Annotated in this window: 16 protein-coding genes and 1 tRNA gene; 12 read left to right on the top strand and 5 right to left on the bottom strand. The window is 68.8% G+C overall.

The features are described from left to right. Positions 1-185 precede the first annotated feature (185 nt). Positions 186-947, bottom strand: coding sequence for a helix-turn-helix domain-containing protein (locus QWU11_RS00410; protein WP_290102913.1), 762 nt, complete (start codon positions 945-947; stop codon positions 186-188). Between the two features lie 64 nt (positions 948-1,011). Continuing rightward, a tRNA-Leu gene (locus QWU11_RS00415) sits at positions 1,012-1,086 on the bottom strand. 96 nt (positions 1,087-1,182) lie between these two features. Here QWU11_RS00415 and QWU11_RS00420 point away from each other — a divergent pair. The 6 genes from QWU11_RS00420 to QWU11_RS00445 all read left to right on the top strand — a co-directional run bounded on the left by QWU11_RS00420 (position 1,183) and on the right by QWU11_RS00445 (position 6,980). Next, positions 1,183-1,794 carry a response regulator gene (locus QWU11_RS00420; protein ID WP_290103319.1) on the top strand — a complete coding sequence of 204 codons (612 nt, stop codon included), beginning with the start codon at positions 1,183-1,185 and terminating at the stop codon, positions 1,792-1,794. A 269-nt stretch (positions 1,795-2,063) separates the two neighbouring features. Further along, a complete protein-coding gene (locus tag QWU11_RS00425; protein WP_290102914.1) occupies positions 2,064-3,242 on the top strand; it encodes a branched-chain amino acid ABC transporter substrate-binding protein in 1,179 nt (392 codons plus the stop codon). 82 nt (positions 3,243-3,324) lie between these two features. Next, entirely contained in the window at positions 3,325-4,293 is a 969-nt protein-coding gene (locus tag QWU11_RS00430) for a branched-chain amino acid ABC transporter permease (protein ID WP_290103320.1), read from the top strand. After that, complete coding sequence (locus QWU11_RS00435; protein ID WP_290102915.1) at positions 4,290-5,477, top strand: branched-chain amino acid ABC transporter permease; 1,188 nt, start codon at positions 4,290-4,292, stop codon at positions 5,475-5,477. Before QWU11_RS00430 ends, QWU11_RS00435 begins: the two co-directional genes overlap by 4 nt. Next, a complete protein-coding gene (locus QWU11_RS00440; protein ID WP_290102916.1) occupies positions 5,474-6,271 on the top strand; it encodes an ABC transporter ATP-binding protein in 798 nt (265 codons plus the stop codon). Before QWU11_RS00435 ends, QWU11_RS00440 begins: the two co-directional genes overlap by 4 nt. Beyond that, positions 6,261-6,980 (top strand): ABC transporter ATP-binding protein, encoded by a 720-nt coding sequence (locus QWU11_RS00445; protein WP_290102917.1) that lies wholly within the window; start codon positions 6,261-6,263, stop codon positions 6,978-6,980. Before QWU11_RS00440 ends, QWU11_RS00445 begins: the two co-directional genes overlap by 11 nt. 45 nt (positions 6,981-7,025) lie before the next feature. Here QWU11_RS00445 and QWU11_RS00450 read toward each other — a convergent pair whose 3' ends face one another. Then, entirely contained in the window at positions 7,026-7,625 is a 600-nt protein-coding gene (locus tag QWU11_RS00450) for a DUF4352 domain-containing protein (protein ID WP_290102918.1), read from the bottom strand. Between the two features lie 393 nt (positions 7,626-8,018). Continuing rightward, complete coding sequence (locus QWU11_RS00455) at positions 8,019-8,411, bottom strand: hotdog fold thioesterase (RefSeq protein ID WP_290103321.1); 393 nt, start codon at positions 8,409-8,411, stop codon at positions 8,019-8,021. A gap of 113 nt (positions 8,412-8,524) precedes the next feature. On the opposite strand from QWU11_RS00455, the gene polA reads away from it, so the two are divergent. The 6 genes from polA to coaE all read left to right on the top strand — a co-directional run bounded on the left by polA (position 8,525) and on the right by coaE (position 18,286). Continuing rightward, the gene (gene polA / locus QWU11_RS00460; RefSeq protein WP_290102919.1) at positions 8,525-11,218 is read left to right on the top strand and encodes a DNA polymerase I; all 2,694 of its coding nucleotides are present in this window, start codon (positions 8,525-8,527) and stop codon (positions 11,216-11,218) included. A 1,311-nt stretch (positions 11,219-12,529) separates the two neighbouring features. Continuing rightward, complete coding sequence (locus QWU11_RS00465; protein WP_290102920.1) at positions 12,530-13,501, top strand: polysaccharide deacetylase family protein; 972 nt, start codon at positions 12,530-12,532, stop codon at positions 13,499-13,501. Between the two features lie 206 nt (positions 13,502-13,707). After that, on the top strand, positions 13,708-15,186 hold the full coding sequence (gene rpsA / locus QWU11_RS00470; RefSeq protein ID WP_290102921.1) for a 30S ribosomal protein S1: 1,479 nt from the start codon (positions 13,708-13,710) through the stop codon (positions 15,184-15,186). A 20-nt stretch (positions 15,187-15,206) separates the two neighbouring features. After that, a complete protein-coding gene (locus QWU11_RS00475; protein ID WP_290102922.1) occupies positions 15,207-17,183 on the top strand; it encodes an endonuclease/exonuclease/phosphatase family protein in 1,977 nt (658 codons plus the stop codon). A 6-nt stretch (positions 17,184-17,189) separates the two neighbouring features. After that, positions 17,190-17,687, top strand: a complete 498-nt coding sequence (locus QWU11_RS00480; protein WP_290102923.1) for a GNAT family N-acetyltransferase — start codon at positions 17,190-17,192, stop codon at positions 17,685-17,687. 14 nt (positions 17,688-17,701) lie between these two features. Continuing rightward, positions 17,702-18,286 (top strand): dephospho-CoA kinase, encoded by a 585-nt coding sequence (gene coaE, locus QWU11_RS00485; protein WP_290102924.1) that lies wholly within the window; start codon positions 17,702-17,704, stop codon positions 18,284-18,286. Here coaE and QWU11_RS00490 read toward each other — a convergent pair whose 3' ends face one another. Next, the gene (locus QWU11_RS00490; RefSeq protein WP_290102925.1) at positions 18,287-19,114 is read right to left on the bottom strand and encodes a glycerophosphodiester phosphodiesterase family protein; all 828 of its coding nucleotides are present in this window, start codon (positions 19,112-19,114) and stop codon (positions 18,287-18,289) included. Between the last annotated feature and the right edge of the window lie 95 nt (positions 19,115-19,209).

A 19,209-nucleotide genomic window follows, 5' to 3' on the forward strand; every position in this document is an offset into this window, starting at 1 on the left:
CTCCAGGCCTGCCCGGCTCCGGCGTTTCCCAGCCCTGGCTTTGACCGGCACCGCCGACGGTGCCCCGGAGCGAGGCGTGGCCACGCCGTCTGCGGCCACACAGGCCGGCCGGCGGGCCAGCCGCCATCCGTTTCGGTGTAACCGGGCTGCGGCCCACCTGAGTTGTACGTAGGCGGACTCCGCCGTCAGTACTTCGGGCCCACGAATTCGTCCAGCCGCGCCACCGCCTCCCTCTTGGCGATCGAAATGTTGCGTTCGTTGGCCTGCTTCCAGTCGATCTTGAGACTGTCGAGGGCGTCGGTGAAGAGGCGGCGAATATCCGCGGAGGTATTAGTGGAGAAGTAGCGCGGATATTCGTACCATCGGTCACCGTCCTTGCATGGTCGGCGCACGCGATTCGTCGATCTGCTGCCATCAGGGTGGATCAGTCCCCGGACAAATTCCCTGGTGAACTCGGAGACGATTTCTTCCTGCCACGCTTCGAGCGCGATCTTCCGTGTGTGCTTCATCCCCGGGCCGTGCTGGGGGAACAGGCACGCCCAGTGCTTGGAGTAACTGTTCACGATGGTGCAGCCGGTCCGCTGCAGGCGGCCGACGGAGGACGTGGGCATGACCACGGAGATCGCCTTGGCCGCCTCCTCGATGAGTCCCGGCCATCCGTCGCAGCAGGCGATCGTCAGGCGAAGGACTCGACGCCTGTGATGGGCGATATGACCATCGCCGAGGTAGAGGCCCAATAAGTAGCTGTAGGTGCTGTGGTCGAGTGGACGGCCACTGCAGCGAGGGCAGGTGCGCCGGGGATCGACCAGAATGTCGGAACGGCGGCCTTGACGTCGCCAATGGCGGACAGAGCCTTCGTAAACGCCGCAGATCCTGGCTACTTCATCGTGGGGGATGCCTTGAGCTGAAAGGGCCAGCGCCCGCTCGACGGTCTCATCGTCGTACATAGAGAAACCGTGACACGCGGGTACGACAAAACCGCGCTCTGTGACTGGCTGCGGTCTTTGGAAGTGCCCCGAGTGGGACTCGAACCCACACTGTGCAGGTTTTGAATCTGCTGCCTCATGCCAATTGGGCTATCGGGGCCTTTATGTAGACATCTACTTGATGCCTAGTTTGGTCGCTGGTCATACTTCTGCGGTGACCGCGGTACGTACGAGGATAGCGGGTCCGGGTACGCTCGTGCGCGTGACCGAGACCCCGCGCCGCGTTGTGATCGCAGAGGATGAGGGCCTGATCAGGCTTGACCTCAAGGAGATGCTCGAAGAAGACGGCTATGAGGTCGTCGGTGAGGCCGGCGACGGTGAGACGGCCGTCCATCTCACCGCCGAGCATGCCCCCGATCTCGTCATCCTCGACGTCAAGATGCCCATCCTCGACGGTATCTCGGCGGCCGAGCGGATCGCCGCGGACCGGATCGCCCCCGTCGTCATCCTGACCGCCTTCTCCCAGCGTGAGCTGGTCGAACGCGCACGTGAGGCCGGCGCCATGGCCTACCTCGTCAAGCCCTTCACCAAGGCCGACCTCGTGCCGGCGATCGAGATGGCCGTCAGCCGGTTCCAGGAGATCAAGAGTCTCGAGGCCGAGGTCAGCACGCTCGAGGACCGGCTCGAGACCCGTAAGGCCGTCGACCGGGCCAAGGGCCTGCTGCAGACGGCGCGCGGATGGTCCGAGCCGGAGGCGTTCCGGTTCATCCAGAAGACCTCGATGGACCGCCGGATGACGATGCGCGCGGTGGCCGAGGCGGTCATCGCGGGCGGCCTCGGGCAGGGCCCCGCGAGCGACGCGGGATAGCCGGGCCGCGCGCCCGCCGCTCCGGCGGGCGTCATCGGTTGACCTCGACCTGTCACGCTGAGTGATCTCCTGGTGCGTTTGCGCCGGTTATGCCACGGACCAGTAACGAAGCAGTAACACCATGGTTGGGCCTCTACTCCTGGTGACCGGCACATCGGTGTACTACTCCCGAGCCTCAGGAAGCGTGAGAAAGCGCCGTAATGCCGCAAGATCGTCCTGGGGCGCATTGGCGTTACCCCGTGTAGATGGTTATGGAAGGAAGAGCGGCCTTGCGGAGCAAGATAATGAAGCTCACCGGCTTGGTTGCCGTGAGCACGGTGCTGGCGCTCGGCGCGTCCGCCTGCGGTAGTGATGACAAGTCCGGCGGCGGCGGCGGTGGCGACACCGTCACGATCGGCTTCATGGGTGACCTGACCGGTGAGAACTCCGGCATCGTCATTCCGCCGAAGCAGGCTGCCCAGCTGGCGATCGACGAGTACAACGCGACCAACCCGAAGGTCAAGATCACCCTCAAGACCTACGACAGCCAGGGCAAGGGCGAGCAGGCCGTGCCGCTGGCCAAGCAGGCGATCACCAAGGACAAGATCGCGGGCATGATCGGCCCGGCGTTCTCCGGTGAGTCCGCACAGGTGGACCCGGTCCTTGAAGAGGGCAAGCTGCCGAGCATCTCGGCGTCCGCGACCAACGCGGCGCTCGCCACGCACGGCTGGAAGTACTGGCACCGCCTCATCGCCAACGACAACGTGCAGGGCGCCGGCATCGGTGGCTTCATCGCCACCCAGCTGAAGGCCAAGAAGGTCTTCATCATCCACGACGCCTCCGAGTACGGTAAGCCGTTCGCGGAGACGGTGAAGTCGACCGTTGAGAAGGCCGGGGCCACGACCTCCGAGGACGCGATCGACGTCCAGGGCTCGGACTACTCCTCGACGGTCAACAAGGCCAAGGCGTTCTCGCCGGACGCGATCTTCTTCGGCGGTTACTACGCGCAGGCCGGCAAGCTGATCAAGCAGCTCCGTGAGGGCGGCGTCAAGGCGCGGTTCCTCTCGGGTGACGGTTCGCTGGACAAGGGCCTCGCGGCCGGCGCCGGCGGCACGACCGCCGACGGCTCGATCATCGGTTGCCCCTGCCTGATCGACCCGTCCGGTACGGCGGGTGCGGCGAGCAAGAAGTTCGCGGACGCGTACAAGGCGAAGTTCGGTGCCGACACCGCGATCTACTCGGCTGAGGGTTACGACGCGGCGACCGCGTTCATCGCGGCCGTCAAGGCCGGCAACACCACGCCGGAGAAGATCAACACCTTCCTGTCGACGATCAACATCCCGGGCGTCTCGAAGCAGATCAAGTTCAGCGCTGCCGGTGAGCCGACCGCGACGGACGTCTACGTGTATCAGGTCAAGGGAGACCAGCTGCCCCTGCTGGGCAACTCCAAGACCGCGACGGTCAAGTAATCCGTCCGCCGTCAGGCGGCCTTACGTAGCGCGCAGGAGCGGGAGCCACGGTCGGCTCCCGCTCCTGCGGCGAAGGCGACCAATTTTGAGCAACCTCTTCAACCAGTTCTGGCCGTACACCGTCGACGGGCTGTCGCTGGGCGCGATCTACGCGCTGATGGCGCTCGGCTACACGATGGTCTACGGCGTTCTGCGTCTCATCAACTTCGCGCACTCCGAGATCTTCATGATCGGCACCTTCGCCGCCCTCGGAATGCTCCACCTCTTCGGCATGCCGTCCAACGTGAGCGGTTTCGCCCTGATCGGGCTCCTCATCGTGCTCGCCCTCACCGGTGCGGTGGCATCCGGTGGCAGTGCCGTGATCTTGGAATACGTCGCCTACCGGCCGCTACGACGCAAGGGTGCCTCCCGGCTCGCGGCGCTCATCTCGGCGATCGGCGCGTCCCTGTTCCTGCAGCAGCTCTTCGCGCGGCTCGTCATACCCGCGGCGTTCGGCCTCCCCAAGGAGAAGGGCGCGCTGCCCGTCCAGGGACACTTCGTGCAGAAGTCGAACGTGATCCACATCGGGAGTTTCGAGCTCTCCAACGACCGGCTCATAGTGATCGTCGGCGCGGTCCTCATGATGATCCTGCTCGACGTCTTCGTGGAGCGGACCAAACTCGGCCGCGGTATCCGGGCGACCGCGCAGGATCCCGAGACGGCGGTCCTGATGGGTGTCAACATCGACCGGATCGTCACCGCGACGTTCGCGATCGGTGGCGCGATGGCCGGTGTGGCGGCGGCGCTCTACCTGCTCCGTTTCGAGGAGACCAGGTACGACGTCGGGTTCCTCCTGGGTATCAAGGCGTTCACGGCCGCGGTGCTCGGCGGTATCGGCAACCTCCGGGGCGCGCTGGTCGGCGGCCTCGTGCTCGGACTCTTCGAGATGTACGGTTCAGCCATCTTCGGCTCGGAATGGCAGAATGTCGTGGCATTCAGCGTTCTCGTGCTTGTCCTTATGTTCCGTCCCACCGGCATCCTCGGTGAGTCCCTCCAGCAGGCGCGCGCATGAACAACTCTTCCAACGGAAACCCGCTCACCCGAGTACGCGGCGCGTACTCCTCGGCGTCGGACTCGGTCCGTGACCGCTGGTCGGGCGCTCCGAGCTGGACGCGCTGGCTCATCTACCTGATCCTGATCGTCGTCGCGCTGGTGCTGCCCGCGGACGGCATCGGCAGCTTCATGTCCCCCTACACCGACTGGCCGACGCTGCTGTTCTTCCCGATCGGCGGCTACATCCTGCTCGCGATCGGCCTGAACGTCGTCGTGGGCCAGGCGGGCCTGCTCGACCTGGGGTACGTGGCGTTCTTCGCCATCGGCGGCTACACGATGGCCGTCTTCGGGGTGAAGTTCGGCTGGAGCTTCTGGGAGATCCTGTTCGCCGGCATCATCCTGTCGGCGCTGTCGGGGATCATCCTGGGCGCTCCGACGCTGCGGCTGCGCGGTGACTACCTGGCGATCGTGACCCTCGGCTTCGGGGAGATCGTCCGGATCACGGCGAACAACACCGACTACATCGGCGGCCCGAACGGCATCGGCGGCATCCCGCACCCGCCGACGCTCACCGAATGGACCATTCCCGACAACGGGTTCTTCGACGCGCTGGGGTTCGGCGGCGTCCAGCCGTTCAAGTACGGCGCGCTGGACGGCAAGCCGTACTACTACCTGATGCTGCTCGTCATCATCATCGCGATCATCTTCGTGAAACGGCTGGAGAACAGCCGGGTGGGCAGGGCCTGGGCCTCGATCCGCGAGGACGAGGACGCCGCCGAGCTGATGGGCGTCCCGACGTTCAAGTTCAAGCTGGCCGCGTTCGCGATCGGTGCGGCGATCGGCGGTGCGACCGGCGTCGTGTACGCCTCTCAGGCCGTGTCGATCATCCCGACGAACTTCCCGTTCATCCTGTCGGCGACGATCCTCGCGGCGGTCGTGCTCGGTGGCTCTGGAAACCTTCCCGGGGTCATCCTCGGGGCCTTCCTGGTGGCCTGGATCCCCGAGCGGATCCGTGGTCTGGCGGAGTACCGGATCCTGGTCTTCGGCGGGGTTCTCGTACTCCTGATGGTGTTCCGGCCGGAGGGCCTGTTGCCGTCCCGGCGCCGGAAGGCGGAGCTCGCCGAAGGCTCGGGAGGCATGGGCACGATGGGTGCCGAGGTCGGCGGTCCGGCTACCGTCGCCGCCGGTGAGGTGGGCGAATGAGTGACACGGCGGAGAACGGCGGAGCGCCGGTGCTCCAGCTGCAGGGCCTGACGATGCGCTTCGGCGGCGTGGTCGCGATCAACGATCTCGAGCTGACGGTCGCGCAGGGCGAGATCTTCGCGCTGATCGGCCCGAACGGCGCGGGAAAGACGACCGTGTTCAATGTCGTCACCGGGGTCTACCGGCCGACCGAGGGCCAGGTGGTCTTCGACGGTTCGAGGATCGATGGCAACAAGCGGTTCAAGGTGACCAAGCTCGGCGTCGCGCGGACGTTCCAGAACGTCCGGCTGTTCCACAACATGTCGGCGCTGGAGAACGTCCTCGTCGGTGCGGACGCGCATCATCGCACCGGGCTCGCCGGCGCGGCGCTGGGGCTGCCCTGGCACCGCAAGGAGGAGCGTGACGGCCGGGCCAAGGCCATCGAGCTGATGGAGTTCGTCGGCATCGGGCAGCGGATCCACGAGACGGCCAAGAACCTGCCGTACGGCGACCAGCGGCGTCTCGAGATCGCCCGCGCGCTGGCCACGGATCCGAAGCTGTTGTTGCTCGACGAGCCGGCGGCGGGGATGAACCCCACCGAGAAGGAGGCTCTCCAGCAGCTCATCAAGAAGATCCGTGACTCCGGGCGCACCGTGCTGCTCATCGAGCACGACATGAGCCTGGTCATGGGCATCAGCGACCGGATCGCCGTGCTCGACTTCGGCCAGAAGATCGCGGAAGGCCTGCCAGCCGAGATCCAGAACAATCCGCGGGTCATCGAGGCGTACCTGGGGGCTCCTGCCGATGCTTCTTGAGATCAAGGACATCCACGTCCACTACGGGAAGATCGCGGCGCTCAAGGGCGTGTCGGTGGACGTCGACGAGGGTGAGATCGTCACGCTGATCGGCGCCAACGGCGCCGGGAAGTCGACCACGCTGAAGACGATCTCAGGGCTTCGCCCGCTGTCGGCAGGCAAGATCGTGTTCGGCGGCCGGGACATCAGCAAGGTGGCCGGGCACAAGCGCGTGCTCATGGGCATCGGCCAGGCGCCGGAGGGCCGTGGCATCTTCCCGGGCATGACGGTCACCGAGAACCTGTACATGGGCGCGTACGCCCGCAAGGGGAACGTCGAGAAGGACCTCAAGGAGGTCTTCGACCTGTTCCCCCGGCTGGCGGAGCGCAAGGACCAGGCCGGCGGCACGATGTCCGGCGGCGAGCAGCAGATGCTCGCCATCGGGCGCGCCCTGATGACCCAGCCGAAGGTGCTGCTGCTGGACGAGCCGTCGATGGGACTGGCGCCGAAGCTCATCCAGCAGATCTTCTCGATCATCGAGGAGATCAACCGGCGGGGCACCACGGTGCTCCTGGTCGAGCAGAACGCCCAGCAGGCGCTGCAGATCGCGCACCGCGCGTACGTCCTGGAGACCGGGTCGGTGGTCAAGTCCGCCGAGGCCGGCGCGCTCCTGGACGATCCGCAGGTACGGGCCGCCTACCTCGGTGGCGGAGCGGAGTCACCGATCTGACGTCCCGTCCGGGTGGCGGCCGCGCCTCGCGGCCGCCACCCGGGCTCACTTCAGGGGAAGATCGATCGGATTCTTGGCACCGGCCACCTTGGCACCCTTCAGCTGGTCGGCCAGCTTGGACGACGAGGCGTCGCCATAGACCCGTATCGCCTGGAGCTTGGCGTTCTTCGGGACGTCGAACCACAGGTCGAAGGCGCACATCTCCTGGGAGGCGAGGGTCTGCGTGCCGGACACCCCACGGGAGATCTGCATCGCGTCGGTGCTCGGGCCGTAAGTCTTCCCGTCCGACGTGACGATGAGCTGCCGGCCGGGGTCGAAGTCGTGGCGCTCCCGGCCGTGGTTGACCATCAGGAGCCGGACCCTGACGTACTGGCCGTGCGGAACCCAGCTTCCGTGTGAGCCGATGACCTCGCCCAGCTGCGTACGGAGCCCGATCGCGGTGTAGGTGACCTCGCCGATCGGGGCGCTTTTTCCCGCGAGGGGGGTCTCACCGCTGGGCGCGGGCTGCGGCGGGAACTTGTAGTCGTGGGAGGACGAGCCGCATCCCGCGACCGTCAGCGCGAGCAGAAGGCCGGTCACCGTGGCCCTTAACGGGGCGCTTCTCTTCGCCGCGTGCGCGCCGAGGCGCGGGATGGATCGTTGCACAGCGCGACGTTAACCGAGCGAAAGCGGTCTGAGAAGCGGTCGTCGCCGAATCGGGATCAAGCCGCGATGTGCCGGGAACGCCGTCGCGCAGGGGCGGCGTACGGGCCGTCCGGGGGCTCGGTCTCGCTTTCGCGCGGGACCCCTGAGACGTGAATGAGCCCGGAGCGCCTTTGGTGCCGTGCCGTCGTGGTCCTATGCAGGCCTTCCCCGGCCCTGCACAGGCCCGGCGGTACGTTTTCTACTCGGCGCTCCGGGCTCGTACGGTGCAACGGTAGCGAGACTGGTGTGATGCGTGCAAAGCCTGTGGCATACCCGTTGCGCCTCGATCGGAAACGATTCGGACACTTCCCGGCGAACTCCCAGGTCACAGGCTGACACGCCCGGCGAAGAAATCTAGGGCCGGTCCCGGAGCGCACAGGTGAGGCGCGCGGTGCATATCCGGCGATCCCGGTCGTCGGTGATGATGATCTCGTAACTGGTCAGCGTGCGCCCGCCGTGCAGCTGCGTGGCGACGGCGGTGACGTGCCCCTCGGTGGCCGAGCGGTGGTGGCTCGCGTTGATCTCGATGCCCATCGTGATGCGGCCGGGGCCCGCGTGCAGGGCCGAGCCGACGGAGCCGATGGTCTCGGCGAGCACGCAGGACGCCCCGCCGTGCAGGATGCCGTACGGCTGGGTGTTGCCCTCGACCGGCATGCGCGCCACCACGCGCTCGGCGCTCGCCTCGAGGATCTCGATGCCCAGTGTGGCGGCCAGGCCCTTGGCCCCCTCCGTCGCGATGTCGCCGATGAGTGCCGATGTGGGGCTGTCGAGGGTGCTCTCGCCCGCGTCGTCCACGAAACCTCCTCGTGCATAACCTGAGGCTGCTCAGATTTGTCCTAGGCGAAGGCTAGGCTGCCTGCGTGGTTACGACGGAAGCGACCCCTGAAACTCCCCGCCTGCTCCTCATGGACGGGCACTCGCTCGCCTACCGGGCGTTCTTCGCGCTGCCCATCGAGAACTTCTCGACGACGACGGGCCAGCCGACCAACGCGGTGTACGGCTTCACGTCGATGCTGATCAACGTCCTGCGCGACGAGCAGCCCACGCACGTGGCGGTGTGCTTCGACCGGAGCGAGCCGACGTTCCGCCACGAGACCTACGTCGAGTACAAGGCGAACCGGCGCGAGACGCCGGACGACTTCCGCAGCCAGATCAGCCTGATCTTCGAGGTGCTCGACGCGCTGCGCATCCCGCGGCTGTCGGTGGCCGGTTTCGAGGCCGATGACCTCATCGCGACGCTCGCCACCCGGGCCGTCGAGCAGGACATGGACGTCGCGATCGTCAGCGGCGACCGCGACGCGTTCCAGCTCGTCGGCGAGCACTGCACGGTGCTCTACCCCCGTAAGGGCGTGTCCGACCTGGCCCGCATGACGCCGGCCGCGGTGGAGGAGAAGTACGGCGTGCCGCCGGAGCGCCACCGCGAGCTGGCGGCGCTGGTGGGGGAGACCAGCGACAACCTGCCGGGCGTGCCGGGGGTCGGCCCGAAGACCGCGGCCAAGTGGCTGACCAAGTACGGCGGCCTGGACGAGCTCATCGCGCACGTCGACGAGATCACCGGCAAGGCCGGCGACAACCTTCGCGAGCACCTCGGCGACGTGCTGCGCAACCAGCAGATCAACAAGCTCGACTGCGACGTGCCGCTCGACCGTGTGCCCGCCGAGCTCGTGGTGGGCCAGTGGGACCGCGACGAGATCCACACGCTGTTCGACACACTGCAGTTCCGCGTGCTGCGCGAGCGGCTCTACGCGACGCTGTCGGCGGTCGAGCCGGAGGCCGAGGAGGGCTTCGAGGTCGAGATGGCCCGCCCGGGCCCGGGAGAGGTCGCGGCGTGGCTGGCCGAGCACGCGAGCGGCGTGGGCCGCGTCGGCCTGGCCGTGACCGGCACGTGGGGACGCGGCATCGGCGACATCACGGGCATCGCGCTGGCCACCCAGGCGGGCGTGGGGGCGTTCCTCGACCCGGTGGAGCTGCCGGAGGAGGACGAGCGCGCGTTCGCCACGTGGCTCTCCGACCCCAAGCAGCCGAAGGCCGTGCACGACGCGAAGGGCCCGATGCTGGCCTTCGCGGCGCGCGGCCTGAGGCTCGACGGCCTGACCAGCGACACGGCCCTGGCGGCCTACCTCGCGCTGCCCGGCCAGCGTTCGTTCGACCTCGGCGACCTCGCCCTGCGCTACCTCCACCGCGAGCTCCGCAAGGAGGCCGACGAGAGCGGCCAGCTGACGCTGGACGGTTCCGGTGAGCAGGAGGCGGCGTTCGACCTGGCCGTACGGGCCCGTGCCGTCGTGGACCTCGCTGAGGCGCTCGACAAGGACCTGGAGCGGCGGGGCGCGGTGACGTTGCTGCGTGACGTGGAGATGCCGCTGGTGGACGTCCTGGCGGAGATGGAGCGGCTGGGCATCGGCCTGGACATCGACTACCTGGCGAACCTCTCGGCGACGTTCGGCGCGGAGGTCAAGGCGGTCGAGGAGGCGGCGTGGACCGCGATCGGCCGTGAGTTCAACCTGGGGTCGCCCAAGCAGATCCAGCAGATCCTCTTCGACGAGCTGGAGCTGCCCAAGACCCGGCGCACCAAGACCGGCTACACGACCGACTCCGAGGCGCTGACCGGCCTGTTCGCCCAGACGGCCCACCCGGTGCTGGAGGCCCTGCTGCGCCACCGCGAGGTGGCCAAGCTCAAGAGCATGGTCGACTCGCTGATCCCGATGGCCGACGAGGACCGCCGCATCCACACGACGTTCGGCCAGATGGTCGCCGCGACCGGCCGCCTGTCCTCCTCCGACCCCAACCTCCAGAACATCCCGATCCGTACGGCGGAGGGCCGCCAGATCCGCGAGGGATTCGTGGTCGGCGAGGGCTTCGAGTGCCTGCTGACCGCCGACTACAGCCAGATCGAGCTGCGGATCATGGCCCACCTGTCCGAGGACGCGGCGCTGATCGAGGCGTTCGGCTCGGGCATCGACTTCCACACGGTCACCGCGTCCCGCGTCTTCGACCTGCCGGCCGAGCAGATCGACGGCGAGCTGCGGTCCCGGATCAAGGCGATGAACTACGGCCTGGCCTACGGCCTGTCGGCGTTCGGCCTGTCCCAGCAGCTGCGCATCACGCCGGACGAGGCCCGCGCGCTGATGGAGGAATACTTCGAGCAGTTCGGCGGCGTCCGCGACTATCTGCGCGACATCGTCGCCCAGGCCCGTCAGGACGGCTACACCGAGACCATCTTGGGTCGCCGCCGCTATCTGCCGGACCTGACGTCGGACAACCGCCAGCGCCGCGAGATGGCCGAGCGGATGGCACTGAACGCCCCGATCCAGGGGTCGGCCGCCGACATCATCAAGGTCGCGATGCTGATGGTGGACCGCGCGATGCACGAGACGGGCCTCCGGTCCCGGATGTTGCTCCAGGTCCACGACGAGCTCATCTTCGAGGTCGCCCCGGGCGAGCTCGCGTCGTTGCAGGACCTGGTGCGGACCCAGATGGGCGCGGCGTACGACCTCCGCGTGCCGCTGGAGGTCTCCATGGGCACCGGCCGCACCTGGCACGAGGCCGGCCACTAGCCCGGCGGGCTCGCCTGCGGTCAGGTCACCGACGACCGATTCGATGACCGCGTCGGTCGGCGCACCTGGTCGAAATGCCAGCCGCTGACGGAGAGGGCGTTCGCCGTCCTCTACGGTCCGCCGACGGGAACTGACCAGAGTCGGCCGAGATCGCGGAACTCGCGCTCCGATCGGTGATCGATCACCGACTAACGGCTACCCGCAGGCCGGACTTGCGATCGCTTCCCGTGCCGCCGGCGGTCGATCGCGCCGTTCGGGGCCGTTGCGTCGCCGTCGTCCTGCGCGATGCCCCCCGGTGGCTGGCGTGGTCACCGAACGCCGGCTTGTCGCCGCCGTGCGGTTCCCCCAGGGGCCGGGGGGTGAACGGTTTCCGCTGTTCCATGCCGCTGCGGACGGATGATCGGGCTGTTCGGGGTCGTCGTGGGCCTCCTCGGGGGGCTGGTAACCACATGCCGGGCTTGTCGCCGCGGTGCCGTTTCCTCAGGGGCCGGGTGGTGGGCGAGTGCGTTTCCGCCGTTCCGCGCCGTCCGCGGCGGTCGATCGGGCTGTTCGGGGCCCGTTGTGGGCTTCCTTGGGGGCGGGCGGGCGTGGCACCGCACGCCGGGTTCGTCGCCGTCGCGCCGTTCCCCCACGAACGCGTTTCCGCTGTTCCACGGTGCCGCCATCATGCGGTGTCGGCGGACGGCAGCCTGAGAGCCGCGGTACTGATCTGGCCGCGCCCGTCCAGCACGGCTGGCCGAGCGGGAGGATCGCCCGCGTGCGGGTCGGCGGCAGGTCGGGTTGTCCGTTACGAGGAATGCCGCGATTTGCGAGATACACGCTGGCGCGCATCGAAGCCGCATCGCCCGCTCGCCCTGTCCGGCCCGCGCGACATCCCCGACATACCGATCGGCTCGCCGACCGTCGCGTGATCCGGCACCCCACCGACCCGACCGGCGAGCGCCGCAAGCCGTCCCACGCCCCGACCTCGCACCCCCCGCACACACCGCCACATAAGGCGCGAAAGACTATCAACCATCAAACCAAAACGACGTCGCGTCACGCCATGACCGAACATTTACCATCGCCTGACAAGCGCCCCGGCGCACACCCTCGCGCGATTACATGATCGCCATAACGGGAAGTAACAACCAGCTGGATTTCGTGCGCACCGCGTGCAGAAACGCTGGGGGACATACCGTGCCGCACCTTGACAAATTCGCTGCCGCATTGATCGTCGTAGCCGTAGTCGTAGGCTTCCTGGCCCCGCGAGACCGGCGCTCCGAAAGTCCTCCGCGTGCCAATCCGGCCGCCGTCGGCGGAGCGCGGTCGGTGCCCACCAAGGCCGCGGCGCCCAAGCCCAAAGCGCGGCCCAAGGGGCCGCCGTTCAACCTCGCCAAGGCGGCCGCCGCCGCGCGCGCCGTCAGCGCGAACGAGCTCGGCCAGGTTCCGGTCTTGATGATCCACCGGGTCATGGCCAAGCCGCAGTACCCGCTGGACCGCTCGACCAAGGAGCTGTACGACGAGTTCACCGGCATGGCCAAGCAGGGCTACGTGCCGGTGACCGCCGCGGAGTTCGTCGCCGGGAAGATCAATATTCCGGCCGGCAGGCACCCGGTCGTGCTGACCTTCGACGACGGGTCGATCACGCACGCCGACTTCGACGGCGCGGGGAATCCCAAGCCGGACACGGCGGTCGCGGTCATCCAGCGGGTGGCGAAGGAGAATCCCGGCTTCCGTCCCGTGGCGACGTTCTTCGTGAACCGCGACCCGTTCTACGGCGGCTCCAAGCCGGGCGTGGAGACGATGCGCTGGCTCACCCGCAACGGGTTCGAGGTCGCCAACCACACGACGAACCACAAGGACCTGAGCAAGATGAGCAGGGCCGAGGTCGTCAAGGAGATCGGCTCCGACGAGAAGATGATCGAGGACGCCACAGGCAAGCCCTCGACGACGTTCGCCTTCCCGTTCGGGTCGCTCTCGCGGGCGCATCTCGACTGGGCCCAGCGGGGCACCAAGCTCGCGAAGTGGGACTTCCAGGGCATGTTCCTCGCCGGCTGGAAGCCCTCCGACTCGCCGTACGCGGGCAGCTTCGACCCGCGGCAGATCCCGCGGATCAGGGACAAGGAAAAAATCAAGGAAGATGACTGCAAGCGGTACTGCTCCACAGCATGGCTCGAGTGGCTGGCTCAGAATCCCGACAAGCGGTACACCTCCGACGGGAACCCGGCCACGATCGCCTTCCCGCAGGATAAGATGATCTACCTCTACACGCGTTACAAGGAGTGGGCCTGCCCTTACTGACCACTCTTGAGATTGACCGTTGCCCCTGACCTCCCATATTCTGATCGCTGCGCTGTGGGCCTGCGCGCGCCTCGGACAGAGCAGGCTCGCGCTCGGTCAAGTCGACATCGGTCTGGTCACACGGCCGGTTCATCGGCAGGGACGATAACTGGCCCTCCGCGCTGCACAGGCAACTACGCATGTCCGTATCCGGAGCCATCCCACACATGACGAGCAGCACCGAGGCCACCTCGAGTACCCCGCAGGTAGCGGTCAACGACATCGGGTCCGAGGAAGCCTTCCTCGCAGCGATCGACGAGACCATCAAGTACTTCAACGACGGCGACATTGTCGAAGGGACTGTCGTCAAGGTCGACCGAGACGAGGTCTTGCTCGACATCGGCTACAAGACCGAGGGCGTCATTCCCTCGCGTGAGCTGTCCATCAAGCACGATGTCGACCCGAACGAGGTCGTCAAGGTCGGTGATCACGTCGAGGCCCTTGTCCTCCAGAAGGAGGACAAGGAGGGACGCCTGATCCTGTCCAAGAAGCGCGCGCAGTACGAGCGCGCCTGGGGCACGATCGAGAAGATCAAGGACGAGGACGGCATCGTCACCGGTACCGTCATCGAGGTCGTCAAGGGCGGCCTGATCCTCGACATCGGTCTTCGTGGCTTCCTGCCCGCCTCCCTTGTGGAGATGCGCCGGGTGCGCGATCTGCAGCCGTACGTCGGGCGCGAGCTCGAGGCGAAGATCATCGAGCTGGACAAGAACCGCAACAACGTGGTGCTGTCCCGTCGCGCATGGCTGGAGCAGACCCAGAGTGAGGTCCGCCAGACCTTCCTCAACACCCTGCAGAAGGGCCAGGTCCGCAAGGGCGTCGTCTCCAGCATCGTCAACTTCGGTGCCTTCGTCGATCTCGGCGGAGTGGACGGCCTCGTGCACGTGTCCGAGCTCTCCTGGAAGCACATCGATCACCCGTCCGAGGTGGTCGAGGTCGGCCAGGAGGTCACCGTCGAGGTTCTCGACGTGGACATGGAGCGCGAGCGGGTCTCCCTGTCGCTCAAGGCGACGCAGGAGGACCCCTGGCAGCAGTTCGCCCGCACCCACCAGATCGGCCAGGTCGTGCCGGGTCGCGTCACCAAGCTGGTGCCGTTCGGCGCGTTCGTCCGGGTCGAGGAGGGCATCGAGGGCCTGGTGCACATCTCCGAGCTGGCCGAGCGCCACGTGGAGATCCCGGAGCAGGTCGTCCAGGTCGGCGACGAGATCTTCGTGAAGATCATCGACATCGACCTCGACCGGCGCCGCATCAGCCTCTCGCTGAAGCAGGCCAACGAGGGTGGCGGGACGTTCACCGACGAGGAGTTCGACCCGACGCTCTACGGCATGCCGGCCGAGTACGACACCGAGGGCAACTACAAGTACCCCGAGGGCTTCGACTCGGAGACCGGCGACTGGCTGGAGGGCTTCGACCAGCAGCGTGAGACGTGGGAGCGGCAGTACGCGGAGGCGCGTGCCCGTTTCGACGCTCACAAGAAGCAGGTCGAGGAGGCCCGCAAGGCCGAGGCCGAGGCGGCCGGACCGCAGTCCTACAACACCGAGGGCGAAGCGCCCAGCGGTGGCGGTGGCGACACCGGAGGCGGCGCGCTCGCCTCCGACGAGGCCCTCGCCGCGCTGCGCGAGAAGCTGTCCGGCAACCAGGAATAAGCAGGGCAAAAAACCGCATAATGGTCGATTCCGACTCACGTGCACGTCCAGGGGGTCCCGCCGCACCGGCGGGACCCCCGGTCGTTCCCCAGGAGTTCTCCCGCGTCTTCCTCATCGCGGTCACCATCGCCGTACTCTCCGAAGTACTGCGGGCCGCGTTCCCCCCATTCGGACATTTCGCCGAGACCACCAACGCCCTGGGGGCCTCCGCCGCGATCATCGTGGTCTGCCTCGCCGGCTTCCTGGCGCCCGTGGCACGCGCCGTGGCCGGGGCCCGCGGACTGCTGCTGGCCGGCGTCGGCGGCCTGCTCGCCGTACGCCTCGGCATGCAGGCCCTGTCCCCGACGGTATGGCTGGCCTTCGCCGGCGCCGCGTTCGCGATGCTCGCCCTCACCGCGCTGTACGAGACGGCCCGTGGCCTCTCGGGCACCGGTTTCGCCGTGGCGGTGGTCGGCGGGCTGACCGCCGACACGGCGCTGCGGCTGGCCTTCGGCACCTGGGACCCGGCCGTACGCGGCGGTGTCCTGGCCTGGCTCGCGTGCCTGATCCTCGTCGGCGCCGGCGTGACCGCCCTCGTGCGGCAGCTACGCGCCGCCGCGGTGGAGGCGCCGGCGATCGGCTGGCGCGACGCCCTCGGCGCCGCCGCGCTGGGGCCCTTCCTGGCGCTGCAGATCCTCGTCCTGGCCAGCCCGGCGTTCGCGGCCTCCAGCGGCTGGCTGTCACTGCCGGCCGCCGGCGCGGTCGTGCTCGGCGCGCAGGCCCTCACCCTGGCGTTCCTGTCCTCCGGCCTCGCCGTCGCCTCCGTCCCCGGGGGCGTCTGCGTGTTCGGCGGCACGCTGCTGGGCATCGGCGCGGCGGCGGTCACCGGCCGGTACGGCCTGACCGGCTGGGTCACGGTCGTCGTGATCGTCGCCGGTCAGCTGCTGTCGGCGTGGCTGCTCGCGGTCGCGTGCCGGGTGCCGCTGCGGCGCGGCGGCTACCGCGGGCGGCGCGGGGACGTCCCGGTCGAACCCCGGCGCGCCGACGCCGCCGGATGGGCGTGGCGCGTCGACCTCGGCGCGGCGCTCGGCGGGTTGCTGACCGCGCTCGTCCTGCTGCCGTACCAGTCGCACTACGCCGCGCCGCTCCCGCTGCCGAACAAGGTCCTGCCCGGCGCCGCCGGCATCGCCCTGGGCCTGCTCTCGGCGATCGCCGCGGCCCGAGGCGGCCCGCTGCCCGGCCGGTCCTGGGCCCGTGCCCTGGGCGCGGGAGGCGGCGCCCTGCTGCTGCTCGCGGTGCCGGCCGCGTACGCCGTCACCGCCCCGGCGGTCACCCGCGCGGCGGCGCAGCCGGGCACGTTCCGGCTGATGACCTACGACATCGCCCAGGCGGTCGACGGCGACGGCCGGCTCGACCCCGAGGCGGTCGCCCGTACGATCCAGGCCCAGCACCCCGATGTCGTCGCCCTGCAGGCCGTCGGCCGGGGCTGGCCGCTGTCCGGCACCGCCGACGTGGGCTCCTGGCTCGCCCGGCGGCTCGGGATGCGGCTCGTGTGGGGCCCGGCGGCCGACCACCAGTTCGGCAACGCCGTGCTCAGCCGCCTGCCGGTCAGGGCCACCGGCACCGGGCGGCTGCCCGTCGGCGCCGGACCGCAGGCCCGCGGCTACGTGTGGGCGCGGGTCGACACCGGCGGCGGCCGTACGGCGGACGTGTGGTCGGTGGACGTGCAGCACGGCGCGGACCGTACGCAGACACGGCTCGCCGAGATCGTCAAGCTGCTGCAGATCTGGAGCGGCGCCCCGCACACCGTGATCGCCGGAGACCTCGGCGCCCACGACGGCGGCCCGGAGGCGACCCGCCTGACCGGGCAGGGCACCCTGCGGGAGGCGGGCGGAGCCCAGACCGGCCCCGACCCGGTCGTGTCGATCTTCGGCAGCGACGACCTGGGCATCGACGACACCGTGGCCGGCGGGCCGCGGAGGTTCGCGCTGGCCGCCACCGTACGGGTCGTAGGCTGAGCGACCATGGACCAGGTCCCCGAAGGTGTACGCATCGAGCGCGCGGACGTCGCGGACGCCGGAGAGATCCTCACGCTGCAGCGCGCCGCGTACGTCAGCGAGGCGCAGCTGCACGGCGACCCGTTCCTGCCGCCGCTGGTCGAGTCGATCGAGCAGGTCCGTAAGACGATCACCGGCTCGATCGTGCTGAAGGCCACCGTCGGCACACGCCTGGCCGGGGCCGTACGCGGCCGGATCAACGACCGTACGTGCCTGGTCGGGCGGCTCTCGGTCGCCCCTGACCTGCAGGGTCAGGGCATCGGCCGGGCGTTGATGCAGGCGCTGGAGGCTGAGGCGGCCGGCCGGGCGGACGCGTGCGTGCTCTTCACCGGTCACCTCAGCGAGACCAACCTGCGGTTGTACCGGCGGCTCGGCTACGGCGAGACGCACCGCGAGCGGGTCGCCGACCACCTCATGCTCGTGCACATGCGCAAGGCCCTCGTAGCCGCCGAACCGGCCGAGTGAGTACTCTTCGCGTCGTGCGGAAAGTGGGATTGACCGGCGGTATCGGTTCGGGCAAGAGCGAGGTCTCGCGGCGGCTGGTCTCGCTGGGCGCGGTCCTGGTCGACGCGGACGCGGTCGCGCGGGAGGTCGTCGAGCCCGGCACGCCGGGCCTGGCCGCGGTCGTGGCGGAGTTCGGCGAGGACATCCTGCGCCCGGACGGCACGCTGGACCGCGACCGGCTGGGCTTGATCGTCTTCGCCGACGACGGGCGGCGTAAGCGGCTCAACGCGATCGTGCACCCGCTGGTCGGCGAGCGGATGCAGGCGCTGGTCGAGGAGGCGCCAGGCGGTGCCGTCGTGGTCTACGACGTGCCGCTCCTGGCCGAGAACGGCCTGGCCGGGTTGTACGACCTGGTGGTGGTCGTGGACACGCCGGTCGAGGAGCAGGTGCGGCGGCTGACCGAGCTGCGCGGCATGACCGAGGAGGCGGCGCGCGCCCGCATCGCCGCCCAGGCCACGCGCGAGGACCGCCGGGCCGTCGCCGACCGGGTGATAGACAACTCCGGCACGCTGGAGAGCCTGCACGCGCAGGTCGACAAGCTGTGGACCGAGCTGGCCTGATCATCGGGGCACCATCTCGGGCCGGTCGGCGATGATGCCGTCCACCCGGTCGCCGACCAGGCGTCTCATGACGGCCTCGCTGCCGGCGTCCCAAGCGTAGACCTTCATGTGGTGCGCGTGCACCCGCCGTACGTAGGCGGCCGTGACCGTGGCCGAGCGCGGGTTGACGTATCCGGCGTACCGGGCGACGGCGGGCAGCTGTGCCGCGGTGGGCGTGCCCAGCACGGCGGTCTGCACCGCCGGCATCAAACGGTGGAACTCCTGGACCGCGCCCCAGTCGAAGCTCTGCACGATCAGCCGGTCGGGGAGCAGCCAGTCGGGCCCGGCGCGCAGGTGGTCGACGACCCGGCCGGTCAGGCCGGGGTACAGCGAGGGGTTCTTGAGCTCCAGGAGCAGCTTCAGGTCGCTGCCCTCCATCGCGCGCAGCGTCGTCGCGAGCGTGGGCACGCGCTCGCCGCGGAACCGGGCGGAGAACCACGAGCCCGCGTCCAGGCGCTCGACCTGGGCGAGGGTGAAGTCGCGGACCCGCCACGGGGACCGGTGCGGGTAGACGGACTCGGCGTCGGTCGTACGGCTCAGCGTCGTGTCGTGGATCACGATCGGCACGCCGTCCTTGGTCTGCTGCACGTCGAGCTCGAAGTAGTCGGCGTTCTTCGTACGGGCGGCGCGGAAGGAGGCGAGGGTGTTCTCCGGCGCGTACGCGGAGGCCCCCCGGTGGCCGACGTCGGCCACGGCCGCACCGGACTGCTGGCGGGCCGGCGGCGCGAAGGCCATGCCGGCATAGGTGAGCGGAAGGGCCGAGACGAGGGCGGCGAGGCGGTGGGCCATGGCGATCCTCCGGCGGCAGGGGCCGCCACCGGGGGTCGCGACCGTTCAACGCAGAGTAACGCACTCTTTACGCTCCGCTGGCAATCCCGGCCTCA

Origin of the sequence: Actinomadura sp. DC4, assembly GCF_030406325.1 — a bacterium.
GTDB lineage: Bacteria > Actinomycetota > Actinomycetes > Streptosporangiales > Streptosporangiaceae > Actinoallomurus.

Bases quoted from the DNA above. Each gene is read 5' to 3' on its own strand.
- QWU11_RS00410 (WP_290102913.1), bottom strand. From the start codon at position 947: ATGTACGACGATGAGACCGTCGAGCGGGCGCTGGCCCTTTCAGCTCAA.
- QWU11_RS00435 (WP_290102915.1), top strand. From the start codon at position 4,290: ATGAACAACTCTTCCAACGGAAACCCGCTCACCCGAGTACGCGGCGCG.
- QWU11_RS00440 (WP_290102916.1), top strand. From the start codon at position 5,474: ATGAGTGACACGGCGGAGAACGGCGGAGCGCCGGTGCTCCAGCTGCAG.
- QWU11_RS00445 (WP_290102917.1), top strand. From the start codon at position 6,261: ATGCTTCTTGAGATCAAGGACATCCACGTCCACTACGGGAAGATCGCG.
- rpsA (WP_290102921.1), top strand. From the start codon at position 13,708: ATGACGAGCAGCACCGAGGCCACCTCGAGTACCCCGCAGGTAGCGGTC.
- QWU11_RS00475 (WP_290102922.1), top strand. From the start codon at position 15,207: ATGGTCGATTCCGACTCACGTGCACGTCCAGGGGGTCCCGCCGCACCG.
- QWU11_RS00480 (WP_290102923.1), top strand. From the start codon at position 17,190: ATGGACCAGGTCCCCGAAGGTGTACGCATCGAGCGCGCGGACGTCGCG.
- QWU11_RS00490 (WP_290102925.1), bottom strand. From the start codon at position 19,114: ATGGCCCACCGCCTCGCCGCCCTCGTCTCGGCCCTTCCGCTCACCTAT.